11 protein-coding genes, 2 tRNA genes, 1 pseudogene and 1 riboswitch are annotated in these 18,063 nt (G+C 71.5%); of the genes and pseudogenes, 4 read left to right on the plus strand and 10 right to left on the minus strand.

The genetic code is table 11. The features are described from left to right. Positions 1–7: 7 nt before the first annotated feature. A complete protein-coding gene (locus AC068D_RS07570; RefSeq protein WP_478822046.1) occupies positions 8–2,119 on the minus strand; it encodes an asparagine synthase-related protein in 2,112 nt (703 codons plus the stop codon). Between the two features lie 716 nt (positions 2,120–2,835). Between AC068D_RS07570 and AC068D_RS07575 the strand changes: the two genes are divergently transcribed. The 4 genes from AC068D_RS07575 to AC068D_RS07590 all read left to right on the plus strand — a co-directional run bounded on the left by AC068D_RS07575 (position 2,836) and on the right by AC068D_RS07590 (position 7,988). Then, positions 2,836–4,359: an MFS transporter gene (locus AC068D_RS07575; RefSeq protein ID WP_478822047.1), complete on the plus strand. Its 1,524-nt coding sequence runs from the start codon at positions 2,836–2,838 to the stop codon at positions 4,357–4,359. Positions 4,360–4,456: 97 nt separating this feature from the next. After that, on the plus strand, positions 4,457–5,692 hold the full coding sequence (gene lhgO / locus AC068D_RS07580; protein ID WP_478822048.1) for an L-2-hydroxyglutarate oxidase: 1,236 nt from the start codon (positions 4,457–4,459) through the stop codon (positions 5,690–5,692). Between the two features lie 94 nt (positions 5,693–5,786). Next, positions 5,787–6,608, plus strand: coding sequence for a tRNA (guanosine(46)-N7)-methyltransferase TrmB (gene trmB / locus AC068D_RS07585; RefSeq protein ID WP_478822049.1), 822 nt, complete (start codon positions 5,787–5,789; stop codon positions 6,606–6,608). A gap of 48 nt (positions 6,609–6,656) precedes the next feature. Then, entirely contained in the window at positions 6,657–7,988 is a 1,332-nt protein-coding gene (locus AC068D_RS07590) for a PrsW family intramembrane metalloprotease (RefSeq protein ID WP_478822050.1), read from the plus strand. A gap of 169 nt (positions 7,989–8,157) precedes the next feature. On the opposite strand, the gene AC068D_RS07595 is transcribed toward AC068D_RS07590, so the two are convergent. From AC068D_RS07595 to AC068D_RS07635, 9 genes and pseudogenes are all read right to left on the minus strand, one after another. After that, positions 8,158–9,213 carry a M23 family metallopeptidase gene (locus tag AC068D_RS07595; RefSeq protein ID WP_478822051.1) on the minus strand — a complete coding sequence of 352 codons (1,056 nt, stop codon included), beginning with the start codon at positions 9,211–9,213 and terminating at the stop codon, positions 8,158–8,160. Between the two features lie 11 nt (positions 9,214–9,224). Continuing rightward, positions 9,225–9,360, minus strand: a riboswitch (cyclic di-AMP (ydaO/yuaA leader). A gap of 297 nt (positions 9,361–9,657) precedes the next feature. Continuing rightward, positions 9,658–10,797: a PP2C family protein-serine/threonine phosphatase gene (locus tag AC068D_RS07600; protein WP_478822052.1), complete on the minus strand. Its 1,140-nt coding sequence runs from the start codon at positions 10,795–10,797 to the stop codon at positions 9,658–9,660. 300 nt (positions 10,798–11,097) lie between these two features. Further along, on the minus strand, positions 11,098–11,847 hold the full coding sequence (locus AC068D_RS07605; RefSeq protein WP_478822053.1) for a MerR family transcriptional regulator: 750 nt from the start codon (positions 11,845–11,847) through the stop codon (positions 11,098–11,100). A 248-nt stretch (positions 11,848–12,095) separates the two neighbouring features. Beyond that, positions 12,096–12,169: transfer RNA gene (locus AC068D_RS07610), tRNA-Met, on the minus strand. Between the two features lie 126 nt (positions 12,170–12,295). Beyond that, positions 12,296–12,496 carry a DUF5988 family protein gene (locus AC068D_RS07615; RefSeq protein WP_478822054.1) on the minus strand — a complete coding sequence of 67 codons (201 nt, stop codon included), beginning with the start codon at positions 12,494–12,496 and terminating at the stop codon, positions 12,296–12,298. A gap of 78 nt (positions 12,497–12,574) precedes the next feature. After that, complete coding sequence (locus AC068D_RS07620) at positions 12,575–13,063, minus strand: FBP domain-containing protein (protein WP_478822055.1); 489 nt, start codon at positions 13,061–13,063, stop codon at positions 12,575–12,577. 666 nt (positions 13,064–13,729) lie between these two features. Then, positions 13,730–13,805: transfer RNA gene (locus AC068D_RS07625), tRNA-Lys, on the minus strand. Positions 13,806–14,329: 524 nt separating this feature from the next. Beyond that, positions 14,330–17,575 carry an FG-GAP-like repeat-containing protein gene (locus tag AC068D_RS07630; RefSeq protein ID WP_478822056.1) on the minus strand — a complete coding sequence of 1,082 codons (3,246 nt, stop codon included), beginning with the start codon at positions 17,573–17,575 and terminating at the stop codon, positions 14,330–14,332. 243 nt (positions 17,576–17,818) lie between these two features. Continuing rightward, positions 17,819–18,063: pseudogene (locus AC068D_RS07635) on the minus strand (DEAD/DEAH box helicase); the annotation flags it as partial.

Below are 18,063 nucleotides of genomic sequence, written 5' to 3' on the forward strand. Positions count from 1 at the left end.
GGCAGTGCTATGCCTGCAGCGTCGGTCGCCGTGGGACCCCCGCCGCGACCGCCCTGCGCCGTGGGGCCGCCGTACCCGTCCAGCAGGTGCCTCGCCGCGCCAGCAGGCGTCGGAGCCACAGCTCGGTGGAGACCAGCTCGGCCAGGCCGTCCAGCGGCACAGGCTCGCCCTCCGACGCCGCCCGCAGGGCCTTGCGGACCACCCGCGCCTCGACGAGGCCCGCGTCCGCGAGGAGAGGAGTGTCGAACAGGGCCAGCAGTTCGGGCAGCGCGAGCCGCAGGCCCGCCCGGGTCGCCGCCGTCGCGGCCGCCTGGGACGTCGCGCCCCAGCCGGACGGCAGATCGTGGATGCCCGCCCCGGCGAGGACCGTCCGCAGCACTGTGGCTCGGGCGCCCGGCTGGACCCGGAGCGCCTCGGGCAGGCCGCGTGCGGCCCTTACGACCTGGTTGTCGAGAAAGGGCGCGTGCAGCCGCTGGCTGCGTACCTCCGCGGCCTGTTCCAGCACCCGGTGGTCCGCCGCGTGGTGTGCCAGCGCAGCCCGTGCCCGCGCCTCGCCCGGCCGCTGCACCGATGTGGCACGGATCGCGGCCTGTTGCAGCCGAACCGATACTTCTGCGAGTGCCTCACCCGTGAGCCACCGCGCGGCGGGGCCGGGTCTGGACCAGGCGAGTGCCGCCAGGGAGGCTCCCAGCGGCCCGTTGACCGGGACGACGCTGCGATTCGCCTCCGGCAGCCGCGCCGCCGCCGATTCGAGTCCGGTCCGGTACGGCGTGCGGGCAAGCCGCCGCGCCGCCCGGTAGACCGTCAGCGGGACGAGCAGCGACCCCGCCGACGTTCCCTGGGCCCGTGCCAGCGCCGAAACGGGCCGTAGCAGCGGTCGTCGCCTGCGGTCCATCAGCAGATCGGCGAGCCGGGCCGGGTGCGCGTCCAGGACCTGTCTGGCGCCGCCCCCCGTGAAATGGTCGGCGCTGCCCGCGGACAGGCGGCGGCGATGGCGTTCGGCCGCCACGAGGGAGGGGCCCGGCTCGTCCGTGAGGGGTCCGGACTCCAGGTCCGCGTACGGCAGGGCCTCTTCCCCGGCCGCCACGACGACATGGTGCAGGCGCGGGTTCTCCGCTATCGCCCGGGCCCGCTCGAGCTCGGCCGCCCGCCCCTCGCCCGCGGTCAGGTCGTTGAAGGTGACGGCCAGCAGCCGCTCCCCCGCCCCCGTGCCATGGCCGAGTATCGTCCCCGGCACTCCCGGGAGCCCTGCGGCGAGCAGCGCGAGTGTCCCGGAGGCGCTGCCTCCGGAGAGGTCCGCTCCTATACCGGGTGCGGGTGCGCCCCGTGCCGCACGCCGTTCCGCCGGACCCATCCCCGGCACGGGGCCGGGGTCGGGCGGCAGTGTCTCCGGCGCGTGCCGGGGCGCGGTGAGTCTTGCGCGTACGGCATCGACGAGGGCGTCGCGCATCGCGTCCACCGCGCGGTCCGCCTCGAGCTGGGGGGCGGCCACGGCGAGCGAGGCGACCGGTTCGTACCCGGTGATCTCGCGCGAGCCCTCGCGCAGGATCAGCGCGTGCCCGGGCGGGATGCGTTTGACGCCCGCGTACGGGGTGGAGTCCCCCAGTGCCTCCGGGGTCTCGGGGCAGGCGAGGAGCGCGGCGAGGTACCCGATGTCCAGCTGGGCCTCTATCAGGTCGGCGAGCGGCAGGGCGGCGGTGGCGTAGGCCGTGCCGTTCGCCCAGGGCGTGTAGAAGACGGGCCGCGCTCCTGCCAGGTCACCGGCGACGGTGATACGCCGGCCGACCTGGACGACGGCCGTGTAGCTTCCGGCCCAGGCGGTCAGATGGCGCAGTGCCCCGCCGCGTGCCGCGAAGAGCCCGACCCGCAGTTCCTCGTCGCTGGCGGCGCAACAGCCCAGTACCGCAAGGCGGGTGAAGCTGTCGACGCTGACGACGCGCACTTCGTCGGGCCGCCAGTCGCCGACCGCCCACAGTGGATCGGGGTCGCCCCACAGCAACTGCGCGCCGACGGGATGGACGGTGAGGCTGTCGTCGCCGGGGCCGGATGCGCCGGTCCCGACGGAGCCTGCCGTGCCGAATCTTGCGGCGACACTGCTCCACCCGACCAGCCACCGCATCGCGCCTCCACAGCCTGTGGACAACCCTAGGACACCCGAGAGGACATGCTGCCACGACAACGGCGCTGAGGAAGCTCTCCGGGTCGCGTGCGCAAAAAGTGAACACGCCCCTGGCATTGGCCATTTGCCGACGGTCGTCGGGCCGCTCCGCCGCACCCCGGTGACCGCCGGAGCCACCCGATCGAAGGGCGGCATTCGGCCATTCTCCGAACACCACAGAACCGAACCCCAGTCCGGGCGTTCAGCCGCACGCACAGTCCGGGAGGCGCTGATTCGCCTCCCGGACCGGTCCGCCGCCCGCGGGGATTGAGGCGGCGGTCTCCCCCAGCCCACTGGATCCCTGTGCCAGCGGGCCGACCCACGCAGGACTCATCGAAGCGCTCGCGCCATGGCCGGACGAGAGCGCACGGGCGGGCGCACAGCCACACGGCGGGAGCACGACAGGGCCCCGCCCCCGCCCCGAACACACCACAATCCCGCCATAGGGAACACCGCCTCTTAACGGTAGGGATCCGGCGAACTACGCTGTGTGTCACTGCTGTTCTCCGCTGGGGTGCATATTCCGAGGGGTTCGGCCACGCGCTCTTGCGGCGGGGTCCGGGCTCTTTGGCGGAGCCGCCGGCGGATGCCGCGTCCCCGGAGGAGGACACAGTACGAATGCCGCGCGCGCCTGCACCGGGTGGCCCGGCGGCCGTCTGTGTGTCGAGGGGTGGCGCATGTCCAGGGAGCAACGCGGGCCGAACGAAAAACTCGGCACCGTTCTCGCCCTCGCGGGAATCAGCAACGCCGGCCTCGCCCGGCGGGTCAACGACCTCGGAGCGCAGCGCGGGCTGACCCTTCGGTACGACAAGACATCGGTGGCCAGGTGGGTGTCGAAGGGCATGGTGCCGCAGGGCGCCGCGCCCCATCTCATCGCCGCCGCCATCGCGCAGAAGCTGGGCCGCCCGGTTCCGCTGCACGAGATCGGACTCGCGGACGCCGATCCGGCCCCCGAGGTCGGGCTCGCCTTCCCCCGCGACGTGGGCGAGGCGGTGAGGTCGGCCACCGAGCTGTACAGGCTGGACCTGGCAGGGCGACGGGCGGGCGGCGGCGGGATCTGGCAGTCGCTGGCCGGCTCGTTCGCGGTGAGCGCCTACGCGACACCCGCATCCCGCTGGCTGATCACGCCCGCGGACCCCTCGGTCGCGCGCCATCTGGAACGGGCGGACACAGGGACGGCCGGCCCGGCAGCCGCCCCCTCCGCGGCCGGCGGCTCCGAGCCGGCAGCCACGGAAGGCCCTTCCGACGACGGCCAGGACGGCCAGGAAAGCCATGAAGGCCACGTAAGGGTCGGCCACACCGATGTGGCGAAGCTGCGCGAAGCCGCCGAGGACGCCCGTCGCTGGGACTCCAAGTACGGCGGCGGGGACTGGCGTTCGTCGATGGTTCCCGAGTGCCTGCGGGTCGACGCGGCGCCCCTGCTGCTCGGGTCGTACTCGGACGAGGTCGGCCGCGCGCTGTTCGGTGCGACCGCCGAGCTGACCAGACTGGCCGGCTGGATGGCGTTCGACACGGGCCAGCAGGAGGCCGCACAGCGGTACTACATCCAGGCACTGCGCCTCGCCCGCGCCGCGGCCGACGTGCCGCTCGGCGGCTACGTCCTGGCATCGATGTCCCTGCAGGCGACCTACCGGGGCTTCGCGGACGAGGGCGTCGACCTGGCCCAGGCGGCCGTGGAGCGCAATCGGGGACTCGCCACCGCCCGCACCATGAGCTTCTTCCGCCTGGTGGAGGCCCGGGCGCATGCGAAGGCGAGCGACGCGGCTGCAGCCGGTGCGGCGCTGAAGGCCGCGGAGAGCTGGCTGGAGCGCGCACGTGAGGGCGATGGCGACCCGTCCTGGCTGGGTTTCTACTCGTACGACCGGTTCGCGGCCGACGCCGCCGAGTGCTACCGCGATCTGAAGGCCCCCCGGCAGGTGCGGCGCTTCACGGAGCAGGCGCTGTCCCGGCCGACGGAGGAATTCGTGCGGTCGCACGGGCTGCGTCTGGTGGTGAGCGCCGTGGCCGAGCTGGAGTCGGGAAACCTCGATGCGGCGTGCGCGGCGGGCACGCGGGCGGTGGAAGTGGCGGGCCGGATCTCGTCCGCGCGTACGACGGAGTACGTACGGGACCTGCTGCACCGGCTGGAGCCGTACGGCGACGAGCCGCGCGTTGCGGAGCTGCGGGAGAGGGCACGACCGCTGCTGATGGCACCGGCATGAGCCGTATTCCGCCCCCGGAAACGTGTCGGACCTCTCCGACCTGGTTTAACGCCTTTGTCAGCGGGCCAGTGCATCATCGGGGAGGAAGAGGTGTGAGATGACGGCGGCATACGACTGTGACGTGGTGGTGATCGGTGGCGGGATCATCGGCCTGTCGACGGCGTATGCCCTGACGCGCGCGGCGCCCGGCACGTCCGTGGTGGTGCTGGAGAAGGAGTCCGGCCCTGCCCGTCATCAGACCGGGCGGAACAGCGGAGTGATCCACAGCGGCATCTACTACCGGCCGGGGTCGCTGAAGGCACGTTTCGCCGTGCGCGGGGCTGCGGAGATGGTGAAGTTCTGTGCCGAGTACGGAATTCCCCACGAGGTCACCGGCAAGCTGATCGTCGCCACCGGGAGCGAGGAGCTGCCGCGGCTGCACGCCCTGGTGCAGCGCGGCAGGGAGAACGGGATACCGGTGCGCGAGCTGGGTCCCGCGCAGATAGCCGAGTACGAACCGCGGGTCCAAGGGGTCGCGGCCATCCATGTCGGGACGACAGGCGTGTGCGACTTCGGTGCGGTCGCGGCGCAGCTCGCCGAGGTGTCGGGCGCTTCGGGCGCGGAGATCCGCTACGGCGAGAAGCTGGTGGCCGTCGATCGGCGCCCGTGGGGTGTCGCGGTGCGGACCTCCTCCGGCGGCCCCTCCGCCGAGGGCGGAGGGCGGATCGTCCGGGCGCGGATGCTGGTGAACACCGCGGGCCTGCACTGCGACCAGGTGGCGCGGCTCACGGGCGACGAGCCGGGGATGCGGATCGTGCCCTTCAGAGGGGAGTACTACGAGCTGGCGCGTCCCGAGTTGGTGCGCGGGCTGGTGTATCCGGTCCCGGACCCGGCGTTCCCGTTCCTCGGGGTCCATCTCACCCGTGGCATCGAGGGCGGCGTCCATGTCGGCCCGAACGCGGTGCCGGCGCTGGCCCGCGAGGGATACGGCTGGTCCACGGTCCACCCTCGCGAGCTCGCCTCGACGCTCAGCTGGCCCGGCTCCTGGCGCGTAGCCCGCCGCCACTGGCGGTACGGCGCGGGCGAACTGCACCGCTCGCTGTCGAAGCGGGCCTTCACGGAAGCGGTCCGCAGGCTGCTGCCGGCAGTGACGGAGGAAGACCTGCGGCCGGCCGCGGCGGGCGTCCGGGCGCAGGCGGTGCTGCGCGACGGCACCCTTGCGGATGACTTCCTCATCCACGAGGCACCCCGTACGGTCCACATCCTGAACGCCCCGTCCCCTGCCGCGACGGCCTCGCTCCCGATCGGCCGCGAAGTGGCCCGTCGGGCACTGGCGCAGCTCTCGAGGGCATGAGGCCGCGGTCCGTCAGGGCCGTGAGACGTCGGCCCGCGAGGCCGTGACGCAGGCCACCCGGCCCCCGCGTCTCTCGCCGTACAATCGGGGCATTGTGTCTGAGTTCGAGAACGTCACCACCGAAGCTCCCCGGAACGCCGAGAACACCCGGACCTCCGGCACCCGTGCCGTCGCCGCCCGGGCCAAGGGCGAGCCGCGGTTCCCGGGCGGGCCGGCCGCCGATCCGGCCGGGTCGCACCACGAGCGGCGCATCCGCAGCTTCCAGCCGCGCCGGAGCCGTGTGACCGCCGGGCAGGGCGATGCGCTGCTGCGGCTGTGGCCCACCTGGGGGCTGGACATCGACGGGATGCGGAAGCTCGATCTCGGCGAGATGTTCGAGGGGCTGCCCGTCGTCCTGGAGATCGGCTTCGGGATGGGCGAGGCGACCGCGCAGATGGCGGCCGCCAATCCCGGCACGGGCATCCTCGCCGTCGACGTGCACACCCCGGGCCAGGGCAATCTTCTCGGGCTCGCGGACCGTTCGGGTCTGACCAATGTCCGTGTGGCCAACGGTGACGCGATCATCCTGCTCCGCGAAATGCTCGTACCCGACGCGCTCGACGGACTCCGGGTCTACTTCCCGGACCCGTGGCCCAAGAAGCGCCACCACAAGCGCCGGCTGATCCAGCCGGAGTTCCTCACGCTCGCCGCGAGCCGGATGAAGCCCGGCGCGGTGCTGCACTGCGCGACCGACTGGGAGCCGTACGCCGAGCAGATGCTCGAGGTTCTCTCGGCGCACCCCGACTTCGAGAACACCCAGGAGGACGGCGGCTATGCGCCCCGGCCCGCCTTCCGTCCGCTCACCCGGTTCGAGGGCCAGGGCCTCGACAAGGGGCATGTCGTGCACGATCTGCTGTTCCGCCGCAGCGGCCGATAGCCCGTGACGCCGTCGCGCGCTGTCGGTGTCCCTCGTTAGGGTCGTCGGGTGTCCGACTGGTCCCCGCAGCAGCATCCGACAGCGCCGCATCCCGCCGTACCGGCGTGCGGCGAACAGCCGCTGTTCGACGCGGTGCCGGAGCGTGCGCGCTGGCGCTACAAACCTCGCCGCGCCTTCTGGCGCGGCAGGGCACTGCGCGCCTGGACCGTGATCACCCTGCTCGCGCTCTCGGGACTGGTCATCCTCGCGCTGGTGCGCGAACAGACCGGTACCGAGGGTCTTCTGGTGGGCCTCGGCCTGGCGCTGCTGCCCGTGCCGCTGCTGATGGCAGCGTTCCGGTGGCTGGACCGCGTCGAGCCGGGCCCCTGGCGGAATCTCCTGTTCGCCTTCGCCTGGGGGGCCTGCGCCGCCGCGCTCGTCGCGATCATCGCCAATTCGTTCGCGACCCAGTGGATAGCCACCGCAACGGCGGATCCCACCTCTGCGGACACGATCGGCGCGACCATCGTGGCGCCGCTCGTCGAGGAGAGCGCGAAGGCGGCCGCCATCCTGCTCATCTTCGTCTTCCGGAAGCGGGATTTCACCGGCGTCGTCGACGGCGTCGTCGTGGCCGGCTTCACCGCCACCGGCTTCGCCTTCACCGAGAACATCCTCTACCTCGGCAATGCGTTCGGTGAGGACCAGGAGTTCGGCCGCTCGGGCTTCGCATCCGTCACCGCGGCGACCTTCTTCGTGCGGATCGTGATGTCGCCGTTCGCGCACCCGCTCTTCACCGTGCTGACGGGCATCGGCTTCGGTCTCGCGGCGCTCACCGCCCGGCGGAGGAAGTTCCGCAGGACCGCGCTGCCGTTGCTGGGCCTCGCCCTCGCGATGGGCATGCACGCGCTGTGGAACGGCTCGGGCGTGTTCGGCCCCTGGGGGTTCTACGCCGTGTACGCGCTGTTCATGGTGCCGGCCTTCGCGCTGTTGACCTGGCTGGCGATCTGGACCCGGCAGCGGGAGCTGCGCACGGTCGAGGCACAGCTCCCCGCGTACGCGGCGGCGGGCTGGCTCTCCCCCACCGAGCCGCTCGCCCTCTCCTCGATGCGGGCGCGCACGATGGCCCGCGACATGGCGGGCCGCACGCACGGCCATGCGGCCGCACGGACGGTATCCGAGTACGAGGCCTTCGCGACCTCCCTGGCCTTCCTGCGCCACCGTGCCCACCGCGGCACCGCGGGCCCGGACTTCGTGGCACGCGAGCAGGAGCTGCTCCACCATCTCTGGCAGCGCAAGCACGTCGCGTCCCCGGCACTGGCCTACGCTGCCCAGGCGACGGGCCGGGCACGGACGCCGCCGCCCTATCTGGACTACGACGGGTACAACCCGTACCGGGCGTAGCCGGCCTGTCGGGAAGGGCCGCCCACGCGGAGCATGGGCGACCGACGACAACGCGGCGAGCGTGCGTACCGGGGCACGCACGCCCGGCAGGATTCAAACGGGAGGCCCCAGGGCCCTGCCCTTAGCAGCGGGACGTGTGCACCCGCCGGGGTCGTGCGAGGAAGCGGCGTCAGACGCTGAGGCCCTTGTCCCGCAGCCACGCCGCCGGGTCCACCCCGGCGCCGCCCGGCGTGTGCACCTCGAGGTGCAGATGCGGGCCGGTGACATTGCCCGTGGCGCCCACACGCCCGATCGTCTCGCCCGTGGCGACCTGCTGGCCTGCGCCGACGGTCATCGAGGACAGATGGCAGTACCAGACCTCGGTGCCGTCCTCCAGTTCCAGCACGATGCGGTAGCCGTACGAGCCCGACCAGCCCGCCGACTTGACGGTTCCGCCGTGCACGGCCTTGGCGGGCGTACCGGTCGGGGCCGCGAAGTCGAGGCCGGTGTGATAGCCGGAGGACCACATGGAGCCCGACTCACCGTAGGTCGACGTGAGCGTGTACGAGGACGTCGGCAGGGAGTAGCTCGCGGCGAGTTTGGCGAGCCGCTCGGCCTCGGCCTTGCGTGCCGCCTCCTCCTCCGCCTTCTTCTTCGCCTCGGCGGCCTCCGCCTCGGCTGCCGTCTGCTGCTTCGTCGCCTCCGCCGCGGCCTGCTCGGCAGCGGCCTTCTCCGCGGCGGCCTTCGCCTCGGCCTCGGCCTCGGCCTGCTGCTGCTCGGCCTGCTGGAGAATGCGTGCGCGCAGCGCCTCACCCGAGCCGCCGCCCTGCTGGGTGCCGGTTGCGGACGCCGTGTCGGCGACGGACATGGCCGTGAGCGGGGCCTCGTTCCGCTCCTCGCCCTGCTCGTCGGAGTCGTCAGAGATCAGGGAACCCACACCCGGCAGCGACTTGGCGTCCGGGAGGTTGTCCGTGATGGTGTCCGGCAGGGAGATCGAGACCGCCGGCTTGTCCTGCGCGGTGGCCATGCCACCCGCACCCACCGCAGCGATGACACCGACTCCGAGGACGGTGGAGCTACGGGCGAGTCCATTGCGCTGCTTGACGACGCGGTGCCTGCCACGGACCGGGCGGACGGTCTCCTCGGTCGGGTTCCACTCCTCCGTCCCGGCGGCCGGGGCCCACTCTGCGGTGGGGACCCACTCGGTGGTGGGCGGCTCTTGGAGGGCAGGCTCGTTGGACGCCACGGAGGCGTGCTCCTTTCCTTCCTTCTCGCCTACCGGGTTAGCTGACGGGTTCGGAGCAGGAAGGTCTCCTACGAGCACCGCGAAGTGCCCGATTCACCCCAAAAGGTGGTTCCCCGGTTCCCTTACGGGATTCGGCGCGTGCGCACGGAGCCGTCTCTTGCGACGGCTGGGACGACCGCGCTGCGTTATCGAACGTTAATAGACACGGGGGGCCTATTCCAAGCTGTTCCGGTTGATCGTTTGACGCTTCGGGTGCGAACTTTCCACCCAGAACATGAAGAAATCGGGCGAGTTGACTCCCTCTCACCCGAGACTCCGCTCCTGACTGTTCGTCAGATGTTATGCGGAGGGCTGCCCTTCGGTCACGCTCCGTCGCGGCGGCCTGAACAGGAGCACCACCGGCATCACACGACGTCGCTCAGGGCGCGGACAGCAGCGAGCCGCTCAGGGCACCACCGGCATCACACGACGCTGCTCGGGCTGCCGCGCCCCGGGTCTGCTGACGGCCAGCAGGGCCATGTCGTCCGTCGTTCCGCCGCCCGTGTGACGCCGCACGTCGTCGATGACCGAGTCCAGCAGTTCGTCGGGGCCGGGGAAGATACGGCCGCCCATTCGTACGCGCACGTCGTAGAAGGCGCCGTGGGCGTCGCGCGCCTCGGACAGTCCGTCGGTGTAGAGCAGCAGGGTCGCCCCGGGCGGGAACGGCACCTCGTCCACGACGTCCGTCCAGTGACCGAGATCGCCCATACCCAGCGGCAGCGCGTGCCTGCTGGGCTCCAGCAGGGCCAGGGAACCGTCCGCATGCAGCACGAGCGGCGGCGGATGGCCGCGGTTGACCACGCGGACCTGTCCGTTCCCGGGCGGGATCTCGGCGAGCACGGCGGTGGTGAACCCCTCGACGGCATCCAGGCCGTGGGCACCCTCTCGGGCGAGTGCCTGCTCCAGCCGCTGCGCGACCCGCTCCAGCGAGGGCTCCTGTTCCGCCGCTTCCCGGAACGCCCCGAGCAGCACGGCCACCGTCTCGACCGCGTCCAGCCCCTTCCCCCGCACGTCCCCGACCACCAGACGCACGCCGTACGGGGTGTCCTGCACGGCGAAGAGGTCACCGCCGATGAAGGCGTCCTCCTGCGCCGCCTCGTAACGGGCGGCGATGTGCAGCCCGCCGATGCGCTCTCTGGGCGTGGGGAGCACGGCCCGCTGGGCGGCCTCCGCGATCACACGTGCGGATGCCAGGCGCTGGCCGCTTCGGCGCAGGACATGGTTGATGTAGAGAGCGAGACCGGAGACCGTGAACACGGTCAGCGTCTCGGTCGTCGCCGGCACCTGGCTCAGGGTGCCGTTGTAGACGTGCAGCCCGATCACGACGGCGACGCTGGCGACGGCGGCGACCAGAGTGCCGCGCCAGGAGAAGAACGGGGCGGCGAGCAACGGTGCGGCGGCGAAGAGCGGCGATGCCCGGTACGACTCCGGGGTCACCAGATCGAAGACGACCCCGATGGCGATCACCAGCCAGGGCAGCAGCAGGACCAGCCGCCGGCCGCCGTTGCGCCGTTGCCGCCCGCCGTCGCCCTCTGTCTGCGCCACCAGTGGTCTCCTGCCCGGTCCACCCACCGCTGCGGACGGTACCGCGCCCCATCCAGGCTGGCCGGAGCCGCGCCGCGCGGCTCATCGCCGTCGGCCAACCGGGCTATCCCACGAGAGTACGTCCTGCCGTTCCGGTTCCGGGGACACCAGGGGGCCCTCCTGGTGACCCTGCGGCCGGGGCGGCGAGCAGCGGTGCGGCGGCGAACCCGGTCGTCACCGGGTGCCGGCCTCCGCAGCCGGCCGTTGCTGCCGCGCGGGCGGTCGCGCCTCGATCGCCGCCGAGCGGTTGACAGCCACGCCTCAGTCGTCGCTGAGGTGGCGCTCCGCGTACACCTTCATCGCATCGCGCACGAAGACCGCCGTGCCCTCCCCGTGCCGGTCGTAGTTCTCGGTGAAGCGCGGGTCGGCGACGTACATCTCGCCGAGCCCGATGACGTACGACCTCGTCGGCGCGACCGTCACCGACAGCCACTCGATCTGCCGCTGCGCAATGGCCTGCGCCTCGTCGCTGTCCGGTGCGAGACCCTTTGCGAGGGCCTGGCCGAAGTCACGGGCGATCCCGGTCTGCCGGTCCTGGAACGCCTGCTTCTCCTCCGCGCCGAGCGAGCGCCACCAGCGGTCGGCCTTCTCGTACGCGTCACGACCCCAGCGCTGTGTGACCTCCTCCTCGTACCGGGTGTGGTCGAAGCCGTCGAAGACTTCTTCCGCCATGAGTTCCTCTCCTCTCTCCGTACGGTCGAGAGTGGTCCGCACCGAGGCGATCTGCCGTCCGATGCGCTCCCGCTCCTGTTCGAGCAGGAGCAGATGCGTCCGCAGCGCGGCCGCTGTGTCCCGCTGCCCGTCCAGGACCTGTGCGATCGCCGGCAGCCCGAGCCCCAGCTCGCGCAGCAGCAGAATCCGCTGCAGCCGGACCAGGGCGTCCTGGTCGTAGTAGCGGTAACCGTTGCTGCCGATCCGGCTCGGCTCGAGCAGCCCCAGCTCTCCGTAGTGCCTGAGCGTGCGGCTCGTCGTGCCGGCCTTCCTGGCGATTTCCTGGATCGACCACTCCATGCCCTTCACGCTAGAACTTGACGTTGCGTAAAGGTCAAGCGCGAGCCTGAGGCGGGGGCGGGGGCTGCACCGCTGCACGTGCACGGGGTGGAATATGGCGCGGAACACAGCGGGGACGGCCCTCAAACACAGCAGGAAGGGCGCCGGAACACAACGGGCACGGCCCGGGAACACAGCGGGAAACCGTACGGCGGCAGAAAAACGACCGAGGGCCCGGATCCATCAGGATCCGGGCCCTCGGCCTTCAGTAGCGGGGACAGGATTTGAACCTGCGACCTCTGGGTTATGAGCCCAGCGAGCTACCGAGCTGCTCCACCCCGCGTCGGTGAACACCACCTTACGCCATCGGAGCGTGATCCACTTCCATTTACTGTTCCGGGCAGCGCGAGCGGGGTCGCGCGCCCCTCACCGGACGCCCGGCCCGAGCCCGCGGATCGCCCCGCGACCCCTATTCGGCGACCTCGGTGCGCTCCCACCACTGGTACACGGGCAGCCGCCCCTCCGGGCTGTCCTCATGGCGCGACGTGACCTTGAAGTGCTCGTATCCGCCGCGGTGCGGGATCTTCAGCTCTTGTCCGGGAGGAGTGATCGGCACGATCTGCCCCGCCAGATCGTCCGGCCCGCCCTCCAGGAGTGCCTTGGCAGTCATACCTCCAGTGTCCCCACCCGGGGAACCGCCCCGCACCTTGTGAAGCCCGCGCGCGTCGGCCCCGGACCGACGGGCGGATCAGAGCCGGTCGAGGAAGGCGAAGAGATGGGCGCGGGTGCGCTCGATCTGCTCCTCCACGGTCAGCGACTCCTGGAAGCGCCCTCCGGGCACCGGCACCTTGATGCCGCGCACATAGAGCGAGCAGCCCAGGTCGCTGCACATGTACACACCGACCGAGTTGCCCTCACGGCCCGCCCGACCGGTTCTGCGTGCCGTCATGAGCGCGACCCCGTCGGCCGGGTGAGTCGTCAGACACAAGGAACACATGCTGCGGTGGGGCCGGCCGGGCTGCCGGGCCGGGAAACGGAGAGACACTCCGACGGCCCGTCCGTCCCGTTCGGCGACGATGAAACTCCGGTCGGGTGCCCCCGGGTCGCGCCACCCGAGAAAATCCAGGTCGCCCCAGGGCTGCCCGGCGAGATCGCGCGGCACGGCCAGACGCCTGGCCTCCCCCTTCGAACAGTTGACGAACGATGCGCGGATGTCCTGTTCGGTCATTGCCCTCATATCGAGGACGCTACTGCTGCCTATGGACACTAGGCAACAGACTAAATTCCCTAGGGACCCAGGCGCGGAGCCGGGCCCACGGAGCCACGACATGGCCCACGGCAGGGGAACCGCGTCGTCGTGAGGACGCTGGGTCGCGAAGGGTCCTGCCCGGCATGTGCCGCCGGAGCGCCCTCCGAGCCGGCCCCGCCAGGACCGGCGACACCGGCGGCGCCTTCCACGGCTTCAGCACCCCGGAGGCACGGCATCGGGCTCCGCCGCCGACAGGATTCTTCTGACGAGCCGTTGGCGCCGGCCCACTGCCCACACAGTCGATGGTGCTCGAGCCGGAGAAGCCCGACGGACCGCTGAAACCGGTCGGATTCGGAGGTCGGAGGTCGGAGTCATCGATCGCAGCACCGCACGCAGCCGGTCCAACGGCCGCCGGCTCAACAGCTCCACGCTCCTGGGAGTGGTGCCACACCACGAGGACGGGTGCGCCCACGGCAGCAAGCACGCCACGACCCATGCCAGTTGCGCACTGATCCCCTCAGCGCGGGCAGCCGGCCGGAAGGGCCGGCAGCCACGTTCGCGTGCACTCGGGCCGGCAGCGGGCAGGCGAACGATCCCGGAAAACGAACCAGCCCCTGCCCTCCGGCTTCCGCCGCAGGTCAGGGGCTGATCACTTGGTAGGCCGTGTGGGACTCGAACCCACAACCAACGGATTAAAAGTCCGCTGCTCTGCCAATTGAGCTAACGGCCCTCGGCACAACACCCCTGAGCATAGCCGGACCGAACCGGCAGGCCGATCGGGTATCGGAGGTGTGCCCCCGGCAAGGGAGCCGGGGGTACACCTGTGCGGACGCCGGAAGCGCATCCGCGGCGCGTCAGAAGATGCTCTTGAACGCCTGCCGGCCGCCGACGAGCAGCTTGGAGGCGCCGAAAGGAGCCCGCTCCGTTGCCGTTGTTGCGCCACAGGTCGCCCGCTGTGTCGCGGGAGACCTGGTCGGCCCTGCCGTCGCCGGAGAGGTCACCACGGCCGGTGAGCGCGGTGCAGGAGCCCCAGCCCGGGCCGATCCTGGTACGGGCCGCGAGCTTGCCCTCGGCGGTGCCGCGGTGGAGCCACAGGACGCCGGAGCCGTCACGGGTCAGGATGTGAGCTGGGCGGCCCGTACGACGACTGTCCTCGTCGTACGGGCCGCCCTCGGCCTCCTGGCCCTCGCGGACCTCGCGGACCTCCTGGCCCTCCCGGACCTCGCGGACCTCGCGGACCTCGCGGACCTCGCGTCAGGAGAGAGCCACGTACCCCTGCCAGCCGTCGCCGATCGTCACGGTCGAACCGATCGAACCACTCGCATTGCCCGCATTGCGCAGCAGATTTCCGCTCGTGTCGCGGGAGATCAGATCCGGCCTGCCGTCCCCGGTCATGTCGCCCACACCGACGAGGGTGTTGCGGTTCGCGCCCCAGTCGGCGAAGAGCTTCACCGGCGTCCTGAACGCACCCGTCGCCGTACCCTCCGCGCGGAAGAGCGTGTTCGCCTTGTCCAGCAGGAGCAGGTCGCCCAGCCCGTCACCGGTGACGTCACCGAAGCCGGTGATCTTCTTGTAACCCGTCCAGTTGGTGTGGATCTTCCTGCCGGCGGCGAGCTTCCCGTCCGCCGTCGACGCGAACAGGTACATGTCCCCGGTCGAAGACTGCCGCGCCAGCAGATCGGACCGCCCGTCCCCGGTCTGGTCCCCTGCGGACACCAGCACGTTGTACTGCTTGAACGTCGTCCCCAGTGACACCTTCGGGCCGGCCGTCCTCACCACGCCCTTGCAGTCCCCCGCGTAGCGGAAGAGCTGCCCGGCCGCGTCCCGCACGAGCACGTCATTGCAGCGGTCCCCGGTCAGGTCCCCGAACGGCACGAACGTCGTGCCCGACGCCCACCCCGACGACGCGGTCAACGTCCGTGTCGTCCCGTTGAACTCGTTCGCCGACAACGTGCCCGACGCCGTCAGGCCGAACAGCTCACCGACCTTGTCGCCGTCGAAGTCACGCGGCTTCGGCTGCACGGGAGTACCGCCGGTGACCGTCACGTTCCCGCTTCTCGTCAGAGCGGCGCCCGTACCGTCGCCCGGCTGGGCCGTCAGCGTCCAGGTGTAGGAGCCGTCCTGCGCCTTGTGCCCGGCCGCGTCCTTGCCGTCCCACGCAGCGGAGACGGTACCTCGGGCCTCGTTGCCGGAAAGGGTGCGCACGACCGTCCCGTCGTCCGCGCGCTTCACCGTGAACTGCCAGGCAGCTGCGGGCTTCGAGAGCCACCATGTGCCCTTCCAGGCGGCACCGTCCTGGGACAGGTCCAGTGCCGTCGCGCCCACAGCCGAGTCGATCACCGTGACCGGCTGCGCGGGCACACCGGTCGGCACGATCCGTACCCGCTGGTCGTCGCCCGCGTAGGCGACCTGACCGCCGAAGCGGTCCACCGTCCAGCCCGCACGGCGGACGGCGGACGATCCCAGGCCGGAGGCGCTCACCAGCGTCCGGTGCGGCAGGTCGGCGGCCGCGCCGGACGCGGGGAGCCCGCCGTGCAGGTCGTAGAGCACCAGTCCGGTGGCCTCGCCCTGGTGGACGAAGTAGCCGTCGCCCAGCAGGACCGCACCGCCCGGCGCGGTGGTGGCCCGCTTGGTCTGCCGGTCGTAGACGCCCGAGCCGTGCTCGTCGCCCCAGTAGTCGACGCACTTCCAGTAGACCCAGCGGCCCACGGCCTGGAGTTCGCTCGGCACGCACTTGTTGGTGGTGGTGAAGGACTCGCCGGCCGTCTTGGAGGGAAGTGACTTCGAGGTGATCGTGGCGGTGTCCTTGGTGCCGCTCCACAACGTGGATCCCCACACGGCGGACGCGACCTTGCTGCGCTTCTCCAGGACCGCGCCCGGGTCGGCGCCCTTGAACTGGACGACGTGCTGGCCGCCGCCGGATGCGCTGGTGACCACGCCGAACCGGCCGGAGAGGTCGGTGAGTTCGGCACTGTCGGCGCCGGTGTCGACGCGTGGGCCCCAGTTCTCCTCGCCGTTGCGGTAGAGCATGGTGAGGCCCTGCTCGGTGGCGTCACGACGGCCGTGGAAGCCGTCACCGCTCGCCCACATCCACACGCAGCGGTCCGCGCTGTCCGCGCTGCAGTTCCCGTCCCGGCCGGCGACCAGCCCGTCCACGGTCGTGCGGACCGGCTGCGGCTGTCCGGCGGCACTCAGCCAGGTGCTGCGGTACGCGCCGATGTAGTCGCCCGGCTGGTAGTACGTGCTGTTGTCGGCCGTGGTGAGGATTCCGCTGCCGAGGGAGAGACCGTAGATGCGCGCGGGCATGGGCTCGACCTTCGAGACGCGGCGCGTCTCCAGGCCGCCGTCGGCCTTGGGCACGAGCCGGTGCACGGCCCAGTCGATGTCGCCCCGCTCGGTGGCGGCCGTCGCTCCGGCGATCAGGGCGGTGCCGTCCGGCGCCGTGGTGATCTGATTGCGCGCCAGCTCCAGCACCTTCCTGATGGAGCCGTCCTCGTTCAGCAGCCGCCACAGGCCCGAACCCCGGTACTGGTTGCTGCCCGGATTCTGCCGGTCGACCGCGAGGACGGACGTACCGACGAGGGCGAAGGTCGCGTCGTACGACACGGACCCCGTACCGACACTGCGAATCACCGTGTCCGGCGCGCCACGGTCGAGCACATCGGCCATACCGCGTCCGGTACGCAGCCGCAGGATCGATTCGGCGCCGAGCCGGAAGCCGCTCACCTCCCACGGCTCGTCAGGGCTCGGGCGGTCCGGCAGCGGCTTCGCCACTCCGTCCGCCAGATCCACGATCCGCCACCGCCGGGCCGATGTGTCGGCGGACTCCTGGTACCGGATGATGACCGACGTCGCGTCGCCGTCCTCGACCCCCTGGAGGACCGCGCCCTCGGGGAACCCGGTGACCGGCGTGTCCGTCACCTTCCCCGCCTCGTACCGCAGCAGGTGGTAACCGGTCGACGCGCTCGCCTCACCGGTACGGGTCAGGACGGTGTCGCCGAACGTACTGACGTACTCCTGGCCCTGCGGCAGCACGACGTCCGCGAAGACGGCTCCCGCGCCCTTCTGGAGGGTCACGTGCGGTGCGGGCGAGGCGGAGTACAGCGCGACCGTGTCGGAGCCGTCGCCGTAGTAGCCGCCCTCGGCGATCGGGAGACGCTGGAGGTGGTCCCAGTAACCCGAGTCGATGTCGTAGCGCGGCTTTTCGGGCAGCCGGGTGGCGAGCGGAGTCGCCGAGCCGGTCGCGTAGTCGATCCACAGCAGGCGGTCGTCGCCCTCCTGCACCAGCAGATAGCCGGTCTCACCGGCGTTGAGGATCGAGGTGGCGCGCGGCGCGAAGCGCGGAGCCGCCGGCAGGACGGTCACGTCCGCGGCCGGGGCGGCGGTCGCCGGAAGCGCCGTGATGCCGGATCCTGCCGCCGTCACCGTCGCCAGCGCCAGGACGAGAGCGGCACGGGTGCGGCCGTTGCCACGTCTGAGGGCATTGCCGGTACGAGCCAAAGTGAGGTCCCCTCCCCAGGACTTGAGGGCAGGGGGAAACGGCGTCGGCCGATCCGGCGACGCGAGTACGAGCGAGAAGGCCCCCCAGCCGTCCCCCATGCGAGTCGGCTGACTTTAACAGCAGCCTCACAGGCGGCGGAAGGCGGTTTCGAACCCGTTCAAAGCAAGCGGGCCCGTACGGCACCGAGGTGCTGTACGGGCCCGCTGTCCACGCGTTGATCAAGCGCCCATCAGGCGTCGACGTCAGCCGTTGCGCTTCCAGCGCGGCTTGTCGTCACGGCGACCGCCGAACGAGCCGGTGCCTGAACCCGAGCCACGGTGGTCGTCGCGACGGCCGTACGGGCGGTCGTGGCCGGCGGAGCGGAAGCCACCGCCCGAGGGGCGGTCGTCACGGCGGTCACGGTTGAACGGGCGGTCGCTGCCACCACGGTGGTCACGGCGCTCGAAGCCACGGTCGTTGTCGCGGCGCTGGAAGCCGCCCGAGGGGC

It is taken from the genome of Streptomyces sp. NPDC043861 (assembly GCF_056435905.1).

Coding starts and splice junctions, on each gene's coding strand:
- AC068D_RS07570 (WP_478822046.1), bottom strand. CDS start 2,119: ATGCGGTGGCTGGTCGGGTGGAGCAGTGTCGCCGCAAGATTCGGCACG.
- AC068D_RS07575 (WP_478822047.1), top strand. CDS start 2,836: ATGTCCAGGGAGCAACGCGGGCCGAACGAAAAACTCGGCACCGTTCTC.
- lhgO (WP_478822048.1), top strand. CDS start 4,457: ATGACGGCGGCATACGACTGTGACGTGGTGGTGATCGGTGGCGGGATC.
- AC068D_RS07605 (WP_478822053.1), bottom strand. CDS start 11,847: ATGGAGTGGTCGATCCAGGAAATCGCCAGGAAGGCCGGCACGACGAGC.
- AC068D_RS07615 (WP_478822054.1), bottom strand. CDS start 12,496: ATGACTGCCAAGGCACTCCTGGAGGGCGGGCCGGACGATCTGGCGGGG.
- AC068D_RS07620 (WP_478822055.1), bottom strand. CDS start 13,063: ATGAGGGCAATGACCGAACAGGACATCCGCGCATCGTTCGTCAACTGT.